General features: G+C 63.1%; 11 protein-coding genes. 6 read left to right on the forward strand and 5 right to left on the reverse strand.

Translation table 11 applies throughout. From position 1 onward, the window contains the following. Positions 1-217: 217 nt before the first annotated feature. Both EO094_RS13530 and EO094_RS18490 read left to right on the forward strand, forming a co-directional pair. Complete coding sequence (locus EO094_RS13530; RefSeq protein ID WP_128292942.1) at positions 218-901, forward strand: ceramidase domain-containing protein; 684 nt, start codon at positions 218-220, stop codon at positions 899-901. 71 nt (positions 902-972) lie between these two features. Beyond that, on the forward strand, positions 973-1,110 hold the full coding sequence (locus EO094_RS18490; protein WP_164879660.1) for a hypothetical protein: 138 nt from the start codon (positions 973-975) through the stop codon (positions 1,108-1,110). 68 nt (positions 1,111-1,178) lie between these two features. Here EO094_RS18490 and EO094_RS13535 read toward each other — a convergent pair whose 3' ends face one another. Together EO094_RS13535 and EO094_RS13540 are read right to left on the reverse strand one after the other, a co-directional pair. Then, on the reverse strand, positions 1,179-1,691 hold the full coding sequence (locus EO094_RS13535) for a CreA family protein (protein ID WP_128292943.1): 513 nt from the start codon (positions 1,689-1,691) through the stop codon (positions 1,179-1,181). A gap of 137 nt (positions 1,692-1,828) precedes the next feature. After that, the gene (locus tag EO094_RS13540; RefSeq protein ID WP_128292945.1) at positions 1,829-2,440 is read right to left on the reverse strand and encodes an LOG family protein; all 612 of its coding nucleotides are present in this window, start codon (positions 2,438-2,440) and stop codon (positions 1,829-1,831) included. Positions 2,441-2,693: 253 nt separating this feature from the next. Here EO094_RS13540 and EO094_RS13545 point away from each other — a divergent pair, with 253 nt between their 5' ends. From EO094_RS13545 to pssA, 4 genes are all read left to right on the forward strand, one after another. Then, positions 2,694-4,073, forward strand: coding sequence for a LysM peptidoglycan-binding domain-containing protein (locus EO094_RS13545; protein ID WP_128292947.1), 1,380 nt, complete (start codon positions 2,694-2,696; stop codon positions 4,071-4,073). Between the two features lie 159 nt (positions 4,074-4,232). Beyond that, complete coding sequence (locus EO094_RS13550) at positions 4,233-6,146, forward strand: ABCB family ABC transporter ATP-binding protein/permease (RefSeq protein ID WP_128292949.1); 1,914 nt, start codon at positions 4,233-4,235, stop codon at positions 6,144-6,146. Positions 6,147-6,239: 93 nt separating this feature from the next. After that, positions 6,240-6,965 carry a phosphatidylserine decarboxylase gene (locus tag EO094_RS13555; RefSeq protein WP_128292951.1) on the forward strand — a complete coding sequence of 242 codons (726 nt, stop codon included), beginning with the start codon at positions 6,240-6,242 and terminating at the stop codon, positions 6,963-6,965. A gap of 80 nt (positions 6,966-7,045) precedes the next feature. Beyond that, positions 7,046-7,834 carry a CDP-diacylglycerol--serine O-phosphatidyltransferase gene (gene pssA / locus EO094_RS13560; RefSeq protein WP_246008508.1) on the forward strand — a complete coding sequence of 263 codons (789 nt, stop codon included), beginning with the start codon at positions 7,046-7,048 and terminating at the stop codon, positions 7,832-7,834. A gap of 138 nt (positions 7,835-7,972) precedes the next feature. Here pssA and EO094_RS13565 read toward each other — a convergent pair whose 3' ends face one another. Genes EO094_RS13565 through EO094_RS13575 form a run of 3 tightly spaced genes read right to left on the reverse strand, consistent with a single transcriptional unit; the run spans position 7,973 to position 13,195 of the window. Next, positions 7,973-11,470 carry an efflux RND transporter permease subunit gene (locus EO094_RS13565; protein WP_128292956.1) on the reverse strand — a complete coding sequence of 1,166 codons (3,498 nt, stop codon included), beginning with the start codon at positions 11,468-11,470 and terminating at the stop codon, positions 7,973-7,975. Then, positions 11,467-12,606: an efflux RND transporter periplasmic adaptor subunit gene (locus EO094_RS13570; protein ID WP_128292959.1), complete on the reverse strand. Its 1,140-nt coding sequence runs from the start codon at positions 12,604-12,606 to the stop codon at positions 11,467-11,469. Before EO094_RS13570 ends, EO094_RS13565 begins: the two co-directional genes overlap by 4 nt. A 4-nt stretch (positions 12,607-12,610) precedes the next feature. Then, positions 12,611-13,195, reverse strand: a complete 585-nt coding sequence (locus EO094_RS13575; RefSeq protein WP_128292961.1) for a PadR family transcriptional regulator — start codon at positions 13,193-13,195, stop codon at positions 12,611-12,613. Between the last annotated feature and the right edge of the window lie 453 nt (positions 13,196-13,648).

The raw sequence follows: 13,648 nt of genomic DNA on the forward strand, positions 1-13,648 counted from the left end.
CTCGTGGCGGAATTTTCAGACGAGAACGGCCTGACCAGCGATTGTCGCTAGTCGATAATAATCCCGCAGATGCAGATGGCGCTGAAGAGCGCGCGGTCGCCGTTCATAGCTGCGCTTATCGCGGAGGCGTGCGTTTTGGTCAAGAGTGGAGGTGTGGAAGGCTTAAGGTGATGCCAAACCCGTTTCGCGTCCGGCGCGAACCGACTAGCTTCGCGCCATGAACTGGACCGAGCCGATCGACATCTATTGTGAGCGCACCGATCCGAGCTTTTGGGCGGAGCCGCTCAATGCGATCTCCAACATCGCCTTTCTGATCGCGGCGTTCTGGGCCTATCGCCGCTGGCAGCGCGCCGGCGGTGAGGATCGTGCCGCGCTCTTCCTGATCGCGCTCGTTGCGACCATCGGCATCGGCTCTTTTCTCTTCCACACCTTCGCCAATCGCTGGTCGGTGATGGCCGATGTCGTTCCGATCTCGATCTTCATCTATGTTTATTTCGGTCTCGCTCTCCGCCGCTTTTTCGGGCTCTCCTGGCTGCGGACGATCGTGGCGCTTCTCGCCTTTGTCGCGTTCTCTTTCGCGGTCGAGCCGCTTCTGCGGCCCTTGTTCGGTGGCTCAGCCGGCTATGCGCCGGCGCTTCTGGCCATGCTCGGCGTCGGCGGCCTCCTCTGGCGTGAGGGGCACCCGGCGGCGCGCCTGATCCTCGCCGCGGCCGGCATCTTCGCCCTGTCGCTGTGCCTGCGCATGACCGATGAGCCGATCTGCACGACGCTGCCGATCGGCACGCATTATTTCTGGCACGTCTTCAATGCAGTGACGCTCGCCATCCTGGTGGCGGCGGCGATCCGCGCGGGACCGCGAAAAGAGCGGGTGCGGTCAGAAACGCTTCATCGATCTGAATAGTGGCTGAACGGCCGGATCAGGCCGGGTTCAAAGCCGCCCTGGTACCTCTGGCTTCAACGCTGGAGGCAACGATGACGCGCATTCTTTTCTCACTCGCCTGTTTCGGCCTGATCTCGGCATCCGTGGTGACGGCACAGGATATGCCTTCGAAGCCCGACCGTTTCGGCGGTGCCGTCGGCATCGTTCTGATCAGCTCGCTGCAGCGCTGAGCGCGCAATCGAGATGTCCGCGCAGCGCCGGATTTCATAAGATATTGGGGAGCAGGTTTGAGGGAGCCTCAATCTTCCAGCCAGTCGCCGCATTTTGGTGCCGGGGAATTGCCCCAGGGCATGATCGGCACGGTGGAGGTGGAGTTCTTCGGCGAGCCTTCGACGATCTTGTCGGAATAGACGAGATAGACGAGCACATTGCGCTTGGCGTCGCAGCCGCGGACGATGCGCATCTTCTTGAAGATCAGCGAGCGGCGCTGGCGAAACACTTCATCGCCCTGCTCGAATTTCTCTTTGAACGTGATCGGTCCGACCTGCCGGCAGGCGAGTGACACGTCGGAGAGCTCTTCCACGACATTGAAGAGGCCGCCGATGCCGCCCTTTTCGGGCACGGTGTAATGGCAGGCCACGCCTTCCACGACGGGGTCGTCGATGCCGTAGGTCGCAAGCGTATGATCGGGCGTCAAAAGCTTGAAGACGGTCGACTTCCGGAAAATGAGATCCGGCTCCTCAGCGTTGGCGGCACTGAATGTCGGGGCCGTCAGAGTGAGGGCGAACAGGAAGACGAAAAAGGCGCGCATCAAAACCTCCGAAAAGTGGCCGCGATTACATAGGAGCGGCACTTCGTATTTGCGAGGCGGTTTTCCCTGCGCCACCTCCCGTTCTGAGCGACGAAGGGACACGCTCGGAGCCCGAGGCGCATAAGCCCTTGGCGCAGTCACATCCGGCGCACGGTCTCTGCATGAGCGGCCTGCCGGTCGCCGTTTTCCGCCTCGCCGGCAAGCGCCGTGCGCAGGCTTGGTAGAATGTCCTCGACGCTCTCTGCCTCCAGGAAGCGGATGTCGGAGGTTTCCCGGATGAAGCCTTCACCGCGCATATGGTCGAGAAGGTTGATGAGCGGCTGCCAGAAGCCGCCGAGATTGGCCACGAGGACGGGCTTGTGATGCTGGCCGAGCTGCGCCCAGGTCATCATTTCGACGACCTCTTCGAGCGTCCCGATCCCGCCCGGCAGTGCCACGAAGGCGTCGGCGCGCTCGAACATGGTGCGCTTGCGCTCGTGCATGTCCGTTGTGAGGATGAGTTCGGTGACGTCGGCAAAAAGCTGTTCACGTTCCTCCAAGAACTGCGGAATGATGCCGGTGACGGCGCCTCCGCAATCGAGGACCGAGCGGGCAAGCGTACCCATTAGCCCGACCGAGCCGCCCCCGTAGACGAGGCGGATGTTCTCTTCCGCCAGGATGCGTCCGAAGGTGCGTGCGGCCTCCGCATGGGAAGGTTCGCGGCCGGGCGCCGAGCCGCAATAAACGCAGACATTTTCAAGTTTGCTCATATGTCCCGCTTTGCACCGCCGGAGGAAACCGTCAAGCGCATCGCGCGCGGTTTGCGTTTCCGGCAAGGCCATTAGCTTGGCAACTGGATTTAAGGATGCACGTGATTACGCGTCAGACAGGTATGTGATTGGCTTCTTCTCGTAGAAGGGCCGGCAACGTCTTGTTGACCATAGCTTTCCTCCGTAAGGATAAGCTTCGCCAAAGTGCGCCGCGGGGGCGGCTGTGTTTTTGTGCGAAGCCGGGAACGTCGCCATGCCGTCACCGCATATTGTCCTTGCTGCCGTGCTCGCAGGCCTCATCGCGCTCGGCGCTGGGGCCTTGTTCGTGCATCAATCGCTTGAAGGCTCGCTCCCACGCGAGGCGGGGCAGACGACAGACGTGGCCCGGCAGGACACCAACGAAGGTGCAGAGCTCCAAAATCCTCCGGGCGACAAGGCGGACAAGGAAAGCGCCGTCGCATCGACCGGCGAAGGGGAGGCCACGTCTCCCTCAACTTCCTCAGCGGCTTCGCCGCTCGGTTTGACCGGAACCCTCTCGGGCAAAGCCTCCGAGACGGAAGACGGCATCGGCTTCGATGTGGTGCGTGTCGAGCCGACGGGTGAGGCGGTGATCGCCGGCCGAGCGCATCCGAATGCACGTGTCGAAATTCTTTCCAACGGCAAGGTCGTCGCCTCTGCGAAAGCCAACGCCGCAGGCTCCTTCGTTGCCGTTCCAGAACGGCCGCTCGCACCCGGCAGCCACGATCTCAGCCTCCGCGTGACACAGGAAGAGGGCGGATCCACCGAAGAGGCGGAAGAGCGCGTTGCGATCGTGGTGCCCGAGACGCCGGAGGGCGATGTTCTGGTCGTCGCCGAGGCGCCTGGCCGGGCGAGCGAGGTGCTTGTAGCGCCCCGCCAGACGGCTGGTGGCGAAGCGCCCGATGGAGACGAGCAAATCGCGTCCGTCTCTTTGGACGGGACCGACAATCCTGTGGCGCGCGGGTCATCCGAAACAGGAGATGCGGGCGCCCCAAAAGACCACGGGCGCGACGAGCAGGGCGCACCCGCCGAGGCGAGGCCTATCGCGCAAGAGGGCGGCGAGGCTGCCGCCACCGGCCAGCAGGAGCTTGCGGTCGAGGCAGTCGAAACCGATTCCGGCACGATGTATGTGGCCGGGGCCGGCGAGCCCGGCACCACGGTGCGTGTCTATGTCGACAATGCGCCGCTCGCTGAGACGCAGGTCAATGAAGGCGGCCGCTGGGTTGTGCAGTCGAAGAAAGAACTGGCCGAAGGCGAGGTCGCCGTGCGCGCCGATCAGCTGGCCTCGTCCGGCGCCGATGTGACGGCGCGCTCCGAAGTGGAGTTCACCCGGACACTCGAAGATGGTGCTTTGGTTCCGGTGGCCGGAACCGCGAGCGGCGGATCGGTTGCCGTGGACGGCGAACTTGCCGCGCCGCGCTCCATCATTATCCGCCGAGGCGACAATCTGTGGACGCTGTCGCGCCGGAATTACGGGCAGGGCATTCGCTATACGACGATCTATGCGGCGAACCAGGATCAAATCCGCAATCCCGACCTCATCTATCCTGGCCAGGTTTTCACTCTCCCGACGCGCGATAAGAGCTGGGACGGAGAGGCAGACGGCGCGGGCTAGTCTTTGGTGAGGACGAGGTTGGCGCGCCGTTCGTCCCCGCCGTGCAATCGCTCGCAAACGCGGGGGCACTTGTTGGACCTCGCGATCTTCCGGCCTATATGAGCCGTCCTCAGAACGAACGCCGCCCGCCAATCGGTGGTGGCCCAACCCGATCACACGATGTCCGACGCCAATACGCCTGCCGGCCAGCCGCGCATTTCGGCTGCGCGCGGCCATACCTTTCACACCCTGCGCAATCTCTGGCCCTATATGTGGCCGGCCGACCGCCCCGATCTGAAGAAGCGGGTGCTGTGGGCCGTGCTGGCGCTGCTCGCGGCCAAGGTCATCACCGTCCTCGTGCCCTACGCCTTCAAATGGGTGACGGATGCGCTGGCCGGCGAAGGCGGCGGGCCCGCCTATCTGCCGGCCTTTCTGGTGGCGCCGGTGATGCTCGTCGTCGCCTACAATTTCGGACGTATCCTGACGGTCGCCTTCAATCAGATGCGCGATGCCTTGTTTGCGCGTGTCGGCCAGCATGCCGTCCGTCAGCTCGCCTGGAAGACCTTCCGGCATCTGCATCAGCTCTCGCTGCGCTTCCATCTGGCGCGTCGCACCGGCGGCCTGTCACGGGTGATCGAGCGCGGCACCAAGGGCATCGAGACGATCGTGCGCTTCACGATCCTGAACTCCGTTCCGACGGTGATCGAGTTCGCGCTGACGGCCGCGGTGATCTGGTACAATTTCTCCTGGGTCTATGTGGCAATCATCGCCGTGACCCTGTGGGCCTATGTGCTCTTCACGGTGCGTGCGAGCGACTGGCGCATCTCTATTCGCCGCGAGATGAACGATTCCGACACGGACGCCAATTCCAAGGCGATAGATTCGCTTCTCAACTTCGAGACCGTCAAATATTTCGGCAACGAAGCCATGGAGACGGAGCGTTTCGACGGTGCCATGAGCCGCTATGAAATGGCTGCGACCAAGACCTGGACGTCGCTCGCCTGGCTCAATTTCGGTCAAACGGTGATCTTTTCGATCGGCATGGCGGTTTCCATGATCCTGTCGGCGCGCGCCGTCATGGCGGGCACGCAGACGGTCGGCGATTTCGTCATGATCAACGCGTTGTTGATGCAGCTTTCCGTGCCTCTCAATTTCATCGGTTTCGTCTACCGCGAGATCAAGCAGGGTCTCGTCGACATCGAAGCGATGTTCCAGCTTCTCGATGTCGATCCGGAGATCCGTGACAAGAAAGATGCGCCGGCTCTTCGTGTGGAGGAGGGCGCGATCGCCTTCGAACACGTGTCTTTCGCCTACGACCCGGAACGCCCGATCCTGAAGAATGTCAGTTTCGAAGTGCCAGCGGGCGGCACGCTTGCGATCGTCGGGCCCTCAGGCGCCGGCAAATCGACGATCTCGCGGCTTCTCTTCCGTTTCTACGATGTCACCGGCGGCCGCATCACGATCGACGGGCAGGATCTGCGCGACGTCGAGCAGGACAGTGTGCGCGCCGCGATCGGCATGGTCCCGCAGGATACGGTGCTGTTCAACGACACGATCGGCTACAACATCCGCTACGGGCGTTACGACGCTAGCCGCGACGAGGTGAAGGACGCCGCGCGCATGGCGCAGATTGCGGGCTTCATCGAGAGCCTGCCCGAAGGATACGACACGCCTGTCGGCGAGCGCGGGCTGAAGCTTTCGGGCGGTGAAAAACAGCGTGTGGCGATCGCCCGCACCATCCTGAAAGGACCGCCGATCCTCATTCTCGACGAGGCGACCTCGGCGCTCGATACGGCAACCGAGCAGGATATCCAGACGGCGCTCGACCGCGTCTCTCAGAACCGCACGACTTTGGTCATCGCGCACCGCCTGTCGACCGTGGTCTCGGCCGATCAGATCCTGGTGCTGAAGGCGGGCGAAGTGGTGGAGCGCGGCACACATATCGAACTCATGGAGCGCGGCGGCGTTTATGCCGATATGTGGGCGCGCCAGCGCGAAGCCGACGAGGCGGCAGAGCGCCTGCGCGAGAGCGGCGTCTCGGAGGAGGACTATCTTCCCAGCCTGCGCACCGATCCGGAGGCAGATAATCTGTGAAGTGTGGACAATCGGCCACCGCTACACACGACCGCATGGACAGCTTGCAATGCGGGCTTAACCATCCGGCCCGAAAGACGTAAGGGGGTGGCCATGGAAATTTGGCGGACTATCAAGAAGTCGATCCCGGCCGTGAATTCGGCGGGCTATCCGTTTATTGGCAGCGCGCTTGTCATCGCGATCGTTGCAGGCCTGATCTCGAGCTTCCTGTTCTGGGCCCTTCTCGGCCTGACGATCTGGCTGGTGATTTTCTTCCGCGATCCCGAGCGCGTGCCGCCCGACGGCGAGGGCCTCGTCCTGTCCCCGGCCGATGGTCGTATCGAGCCGGTCACGCAGGCCGTCCCGCCAGCCGAGCTCGAAATGGGCACGGTTCCGATGACGCGCGTATCGGTGTTCCTGTCGATCTTCGATTGCCATGTGAACCGCACGCCGGTTTCCGGCAAGGTCAACCGCATCGCCTACAAGCCCGGCAAATTCGTCAACGCCGACCTCAATAAGTCGAGCGAAGAGAACGAGCGCAACTCGCTTCTCGTCGATGCCGGCGGCCAGGACGTTGGTGTGGTGCAGATCGCGGGCCTCATCGCCCGCCGTATCGTTTGCTGGACGAACGAAGGTGTGGTGCTCAAGGCGGGTGACCGCATCGGCATGATCCGCTTCGGCTCGCGGCTCGATGTGTACCTGCCGGCCGGTGCAGAGGTCGTCTGCAAGCCGGGTCAGCGGGCCATCGCCGGTGAAACGGTGATTGCGCGCCTCGGCACAGCGATTGCCCGCGCCCCGGTCGAACCGGGTGTCGGCACAACGACGCCGCCGGCGGTATGAGGTTATTTCTGCCGGTCGACCCCGCCCGTCGTAGAAGGCGAAGGCGCCGGTTGAGGGCGCGCCCGGTCCCGTTCCGGGTCATGTTGCCCAGCATTGTCACGCTCCTCGCGCTTTGCGCGGGGTTGACGGCGATCAGGATGGGCGTCGAGGGCCGCTTTGAGCTGGCTATCGGCGCCATCATCCTTGCCGCCGTTCTCGACGGGGTGGACGGCCGCGTGGCGCGGCTTTTGCGCTCGCAATCCGATTTCGGCTCGCAGCTCGATTCGCTCGCCGATTTCGTCAATTTCGGCGTCGCCCCGGCCATCATTCTCTATTCCTGGCGGATGGACGAGCTCGGCTCTCTCGGTTGGATCGCCGCGCTCATCTTCGCCATTTGCGGGGCGCTGCGGCTGGCGCGCTTCAATGCCGCGCTCGTTGGAGAGCAGCCGCCCGCCTGGCATTCCGAATTTTTTGTGGGCGTTCCGGCTCCCGCCGGCGCCGTCACGGTGCTCCTGCCTCTCACCTTGTGGAAGATTGGGCTGCCGGTGCCGGAAGGCGCGGCCATTCTCGTGGCCACCTACACGGTGGCGATCGGGCTTTTGATGGTGAGCCGCCTGCCGACGCTGTCCGGCAAAAAGATCGGCACGGCGATCCCGCGCGAATCCGTCCTCCCGGTTCTTGTCGTGAGCGTCTTCGTGATCGCCCTCCTGGTGAGCTACACTTGGTCGGTTCTGGCGATCGGCGCGATCCTCTATCTCGCGCATCTGCCCTTTGCCTGGAAGCGCTTCGAACAGCGCCGCCGCGCCTTCAGCGGCCATCAGGGCCAGAATGGATCTGCAGGGGGCGCTGAACGGCCGGCAGCGGGCGAGGGACAAAGCCCGAAAGACTAAAAGAAGTCGCCCGTGAGGTCGACGGCGAGCGATCTCCTGCGAAGGTGGTCTGTTCGCAGCCCGCCTCTTCAGTGTCTTTGCGGACCGTCGCCTGGGTTCCTCGCAAAATCCCTGCCGTCTCTATCCGTTGTTCATTTCTCACTCTGCCGCATCGGGGAGAGAATAGCTGCCCGTGTCTCCCGGCTTGCGCTTGCGCCTTGGCCGCGCCGGGGCGAGGGGGAGCTCTTCCTGCGCGGCGGGTGATCCCGTCTCCTCCGCCTGATCCTTCTTGAACAAGCGCGCGAGATTGATCGGCAGCGCAAGCAGCACCGGCACCAGGATCAAGGTGAGCACGGTGGAGAAGGCGAGGCCGGAGATGACGGCCGTCGACAATTGCACCCACCACACCGAGGTGATCGAGCCGACCGCGACGATGCGGTTGAAGAAGTCGAAATTCACCTGCGTCGCCATCGGGATGAGGCCGGCGATGGTGGTGATGGTGGTGAGCAGGATAGGCCTCAGGCGCTGTGCTGCCGTCTTCAGGATGGCCTCCTGCGGCTCGACCCCTTCGGAGCGCATGCGGTTGTAGGTGTCGATCAGGACGATGGCGTTGTTCACCACGATGCCGGCGAGCGCCATGATGCCCGTGCCCGTCATGATGACGGAGAGCTTCTGCCCGGTGATGACCATGCCGATAAGGGCGCCCGCTGCTGCGAGGATGATGGTCAGGAGCGTGATGCCCGTCTGCCAGAACGAATTGAACTGGGTGATCAGGATGAGCGCCATCAGAAACAGCGAAGCGGCAAACGCCTTGCCGAGAAAAGCCTCGGCTTCCGCCTGATCTTCGTCGGCGCCGCGGAAGCGGAAATGCACCCCGTCCGGCCAGGATTGCTTGTCGAGCCAGGCCTGAATCTCTCCGACCTTGCCGTCGACCGTGGCGCCGTCCGTCTTGTCGACCGCAGCCTTCACGCTCATGGCGTAAAGCCCGTCCTTGCGGGTGATGGAGGAGACTTTTGGCTTTGCTTCCCGGGTAACGAAATTGGCGATCGGCACCTGGCCGTTCGTCGTTCTGAGGCGCAGCTGGTCGAGGCGGTCGAGTGAGCGCTGATCCTCCGGCAGGCGTACGCGGATATCGAGCTCGTCGTCGGCGTCGTCGGGGCGGTACTTGCCGATGAGAACGCCGTTGGTGACGAGCTGGATCATCGATCCGACGGAGGCGATGCCGGCGTTGAAACGGCCGGCCTCTTCACGGTCGATCGTCAATTCCCATTCGATGCCGGGAAGAGGCGTGTCGTCTTCCACGTCGAGGAGACCCGGAAACTGATCGAACTCGGCGCGGACCTGTCTGGTGGCGGCAAGCACCTGATCGTAGCTGCGGGCGGTGACTTCCAGTTTGATGTCTTTGCCGGTCGGCGGCCCGCCTTCAATGCGCCGCGGTTCGACCTTGATGCCCGGAATCGACGCGGTGCGCCGGCGCAGCTCCGCCTCCATTTCCTGCCAGGGGCGGCGCTCTGAGAAATCGAGAAGTTCAAGATTGAGCTCCCCGATGAGATCCTCCGGCTTGTCACTCACCCCGTCGAGGCTCTCTCCGCCGCCACCACCATTCGGATAGGCGTTGGTGACAACGCTTTCCACGCCCGGCAGATCGAGCACAACGGCCTCGACCTGCGAGACGAGCGCGAGCGCCTCATTGGCGGAAAGATTGCCGCGCCCGGAGACGAGAACGGTCGTGACGTCCGGCTCCTCGTCGACAAAGAACTCCACGCCCTGGTTGTGGCGCGCAAAGCCGACGAAGATCGAAACGATCAGCCCGGCCATGACGAGGATGACGGCGACATTTCCGACGAGCGAGCCCGTGAGCCCGTGCAGGAAGCGCACATAGGCGCCCGTGAAACCCGGGACTTTCTCCGGATCGAGATCGGCTTCGGCAGACAGATGGGCGGCAGTGCTCGGATGGGAATGCGAGCGGCGAAAACGCACGATGCGGCGGGCAAGGCCGCGCGAAGCCCAGAAGACGAAACCTCCGAGGACGAGCGCGAACAGAAGACCGAGCGCCGTCACGGCCATCTGTGGCATGCCGGAGAGAGCGGCTGCGAGCGGTTCTGATACGAGGAGAAGGGTGATGACGGCGGCGGCAAGGCCCGCAGTGGCGGCGAGCAGGCCCGCGGCGCGTGGCGCCATCCAATCGGCGACGCCTGCCACGAAGCCGCCGGTCGCCGGCATGAAGATCATCGCCGTCACCAGCGAGGCGGACAGCACGATGATCACCATGATCGGCAGATAGCTCATGAATTCGCCGGAGACGCCGGGCCACAGAAGCATCGGCAGGAAGGCTGCGAGCGTTGTCGCGGTCGACGAGACGATCGGCCAGAACATGAGCTTGGCGGCCCGGATATAGGCCTCCTGCTTGTCCATGCCCTCTTCGATCTTCCGGTCGGCGTATTCGACGATGATGATCGCTCCGTCGACGAGCATGCCGACGGTGAGGACGAGGCCGAACATCACCATCATGTTCACCGTCATGCCAACCAGGCCGACGATCAGAAAACCGATCATGAAGGAGGTCGGGATGGCGAGGCCGACGAGGAGCGCGGAGCGCAGGCCGAGAGTCGCCAGCACCACGATCATGACGAGAAGGATCGCCGTCATGATGGACGATTGCAGCGAGCCCAGCACCTCGTAGATGAAGCTCGACTGGTCGAGCAGATAGTGGATCTGGACGCTCTTGGGCCAGTCTTTGGTTGCTGCGGCGACGACCTCTCGGACGCTGTCGTTGTTCTCGATGACGTTGGTGCCGAGACGTTTGACGACGTTGATGGCGATAGCCGGCTCGCCGTCGACACGGGTGAAATTGGTGGCGTCCTTGAAGGTGCGCTTGATCGTGGCGACGTCGCCCAGCGTGACGACGCCTTCGTCCTTCTGCTTGATCGGCAGCGAATAGACGTCGGCCGCTGTTTCGATCAGTCCGGGCACTTTGACGGAGAAGCGTCCGCGGCCCGTATCGAGGAAGCCCGCGGGGATCAGCTGGTTGTTGGCGCTGAGCGCGTTGAGAAGCTCTTCCTGGGTGATGTCGTAGGATTGCAGCTTCGCCATATCGATGACGACTTCGAGCACTTCCTCGCGGTTGCCGTTGATGTCGGCGCGCAGAACCGTCGGGATGCTCTCGATCTCGTCTTGCAGCTTTTCCGCGAGCTTGACGAGGGTTCGCTCCGGCACGTTGCCGGAGATCGCCACCGTAATCGTGGGAACGAGCGCGAAATTGGTCTCGACGATGAAAGGCTCTTCGGCCTCGGAGGGCAGGTCCGCCTGCGCCTGATCGACCTTGGCGCGGATATCGGCGAGCGCCCTGTCCTTATCGAAATCGACGTTGAATTCCAGCACGACGGCGGCATGGCCTTCGGAGGCAATGGCCGTCAGCTCCTTGAGGCCGTCGAGGCCGCGCAATTGCTTTTCGAGCGGGCGCACCAGAAGTCGCTCGGCATCTTCCGGCGAGACGCCCTGCTGCACGACGGACACGTAGAAGACCGGAATGTCGATGTCGGGATTGGCATCCTTCGGCACCGCCTGATAGGCGGCGATGCCGGCAAGAAGCGACACGAGCATCAATGTGATGACCGTGCGCGGCCGCCTCAGAATGCTCTCGAGAAGAGAGATCATCGAATGGCCTCCGCCGCGCTCGCCGTGCCGGATGTCGAGGGCTTCATGGCGGCACTCTTCGGCCCCATCGCCTCCACCTTCTGCCCGCCGACAACGTATTCCTGGCCGACCGTGATGATGTCGACCTCGTCGGGAAGGCCGCTCACCCATACGCCTTCATCCGCCGGCGCGATGATTTCCACCGGCAGAAAATGCACGACATTGTCGGCGTCGACGGTGCGGACGCCGACTTCGCCAGCATCGTTCAAGGTGAGATAAGACGGCGACAGGAGCTGTGCCCGGCCTTCGCCGAGCGGGATCGAGGCGCGCGCTGTCAGCCCATCGCGCACGGAGCGATCGGCATTGGGCATCGTCATCTCGATGCGGAAGGTGCGCGTTTCCTCGTCGGCTGACGGCGCGATGTAACTGACCTTGCCCTCGCGGGTCTCACCGGAGATGAGCGTGATGTCGGCCTTTTGCCCCACCTTCAGATGGCCGATCTCCTGCTCGGCGACCTGGCCGATGACCTTCATCGGGTCGGCATCTATGATGGTGGCGCAGGTGCCGCCGAGGGCCACGACATCGCCGACATTGGCGATCGGGTCCTGCACCACTCCGCCGATCGGGGCGCGCACTTCGGTTCGTTGCAGCTCCAGTTCGGCCTCTTCGACGCGCGCCTGGGCGGCATCGACGGAGGCCTTGAGGGCCGGAATCTGGTTCTTCGCCGTATAGCCTTTGCCGGCCAGAGCCTGCTGCGCTTCGAGATCGACCTTCGCCTGTTCCAGTTGCGCGCGTGCCTGAGCGAGCTGGGCGCGTCTGGCCCCTCGCTCGATGACGCAGAGAAGGTCGCCCGGCATGACGCTCTTGCCCTTTTCGATGGGCCGCTCTTCGACGATGCCGCTCGTCTGCGCCTTCACCTCGACGAGATGATCGGCGGATGTGCGCCCGCGAATCTCAAGACGCGTCGTGCGCTCCTGGGCGACGTGCCGTTCCACCTGGACTTTGACGAGCTCGGATGCGCCCGCCTTTTCCCTCTCAGCGATGCTGTCGGGCGGATCTTTGGGTTCGCCGCCGATGATGATCGTGCCGCTCAGCATGTAGGCCGAGATGCCGACGGCGAGCGCGGTGGCGAGGACGTAGGAGAAGCGGATGCGCATTTATCTACTCCGCCGCGATGCGCGCGGCATGCCGCGAGCTGCCGGGCTGCGAGGGATCGGATGCAGCGCCAAGATCGGAACAGTTTTCAAGCTGATCGCGATGGGCGTGCAGATAGGCGAGGGCGTGTTCCATGCAGTCGAGGCCGTAATCGATCGCCCATTGCGGGCCGCCGCTGTGATTGCCTTGAGCGATCTGCCGCAATTTCGCGATGTCGGCCTCGATCTGCTCGATGCGATTGTCGATCGCGCGGCGCATGACAGGCTTTGGGAGAATATCGGCGTGCATGACGACGAGGAGAAACTCCGAACGAAAGACGTCGGGCGCAGGAAGGTCGAAGAGGCTGTCGACGAAGTGGGCCCGCCCTGCATCCGTAATGGCATAGACCTTTCGTGACGGTTTCCCCGGCTCGTCCTCTTTGCGGCAGGTGACGAAGCCTTCGCGCTCCAGCCGGTCGAGAGCGGGGTAGATCGAGCCGAAGCTCGCATCGACGAAATAGGCGTATTCGCCCTCGGTGGAGAGCTTCTTGATTTCGTAGCCTGTGGCTTCCCCGGCGAAGAGAATTGCCAGGCACAAAGTTCTGACGTTCACGTGTGACCTATTCTCGTTCGATACATGCTCGGGCGCGATATAATCGAACGGGCGGCTGATACAAGCGCGATTCTGGGGGCTGAGATCGGCAAACCGACAGCGCTGGTGGAGGTGGCACTCCACCAGGCGTTGCCTTTTGCGAAAAGAGCATCGGATGTCTGAGCGATGGTTTGGGGCGGCTGGATTGTCGCCAACCTGCTTTCCGGCTGCAGCCGGGCATCCGCCAAAAAAATGCCGCCAGGGGGGATCTGGCGGCAAGGGGCTCGGAACAGATCGACGGGAGGAGGGATCGAATAGATCGACGCTACCAACCAAAGATCGATTCCCTTATGCCAAAAAACGGCCAGAATTTCAACAAGGAGTTGTGTCGGGCTTTATCCCTCCCGAACTGCCGAGCAGCGTTTTGATTCAGTTTTTCGGCGTTGCCCGCTCCCAAGGCGCCAAATCCGGTTG

The organism is Afifella aestuarii, from assembly GCF_004023665.1.
In the GTDB taxonomy this organism is placed as follows: domain Bacteria; phylum Pseudomonadota; class Alphaproteobacteria; order Rhizobiales; family Afifellaceae; genus Afifella; species Afifella aestuarii.

What these genes read in the sequence shown, in the direction of transcription:
- EO094_RS13530 (WP_128292942.1), top strand. Translation starts at nt 218, where the DNA reads ATGAACTGGACCGAGCCGATCGACATCTATTGTGAGCGCACCGATCCG.
- EO094_RS18490 (WP_164879660.1), top strand. Translation starts at nt 973, where the DNA reads ATGACGCGCATTCTTTTCTCACTCGCCTGTTTCGGCCTGATCTCGGCA.
- EO094_RS13535 (WP_128292943.1), bottom strand. Translation starts at nt 1,691, where the DNA reads ATGCGCGCCTTTTTCGTCTTCCTGTTCGCCCTCACTCTGACGGCCCCG.
- EO094_RS13540 (WP_128292945.1), bottom strand. Translation starts at nt 2,440, where the DNA reads ATGAGCAAACTTGAAAATGTCTGCGTTTATTGCGGCTCGGCGCCCGGC.
- EO094_RS13545 (WP_128292947.1), top strand. Translation starts at nt 2,694, where the DNA reads ATGCCGTCACCGCATATTGTCCTTGCTGCCGTGCTCGCAGGCCTCATC.
- EO094_RS13550 (WP_128292949.1), top strand. Translation starts at nt 4,233, where the DNA reads ATGTCCGACGCCAATACGCCTGCCGGCCAGCCGCGCATTTCGGCTGCG.
- EO094_RS13555 (WP_128292951.1), top strand. Translation starts at nt 6,240, where the DNA reads ATGGAAATTTGGCGGACTATCAAGAAGTCGATCCCGGCCGTGAATTCG.
- pssA (WP_246008508.1), top strand. Translation starts at nt 7,046, where the DNA reads ATGTTGCCCAGCATTGTCACGCTCCTCGCGCTTTGCGCGGGGTTGACG.
- EO094_RS13565 (WP_128292956.1), bottom strand. Translation starts at nt 11,470, where the DNA reads ATGATCTCTCTTCTCGAGAGCATTCTGAGGCGGCCGCGCACGGTCATC.
- EO094_RS13570 (WP_128292959.1), bottom strand. Translation starts at nt 12,606, where the DNA reads ATGCGCATCCGCTTCTCCTACGTCCTCGCCACCGCGCTCGCCGTCGGC.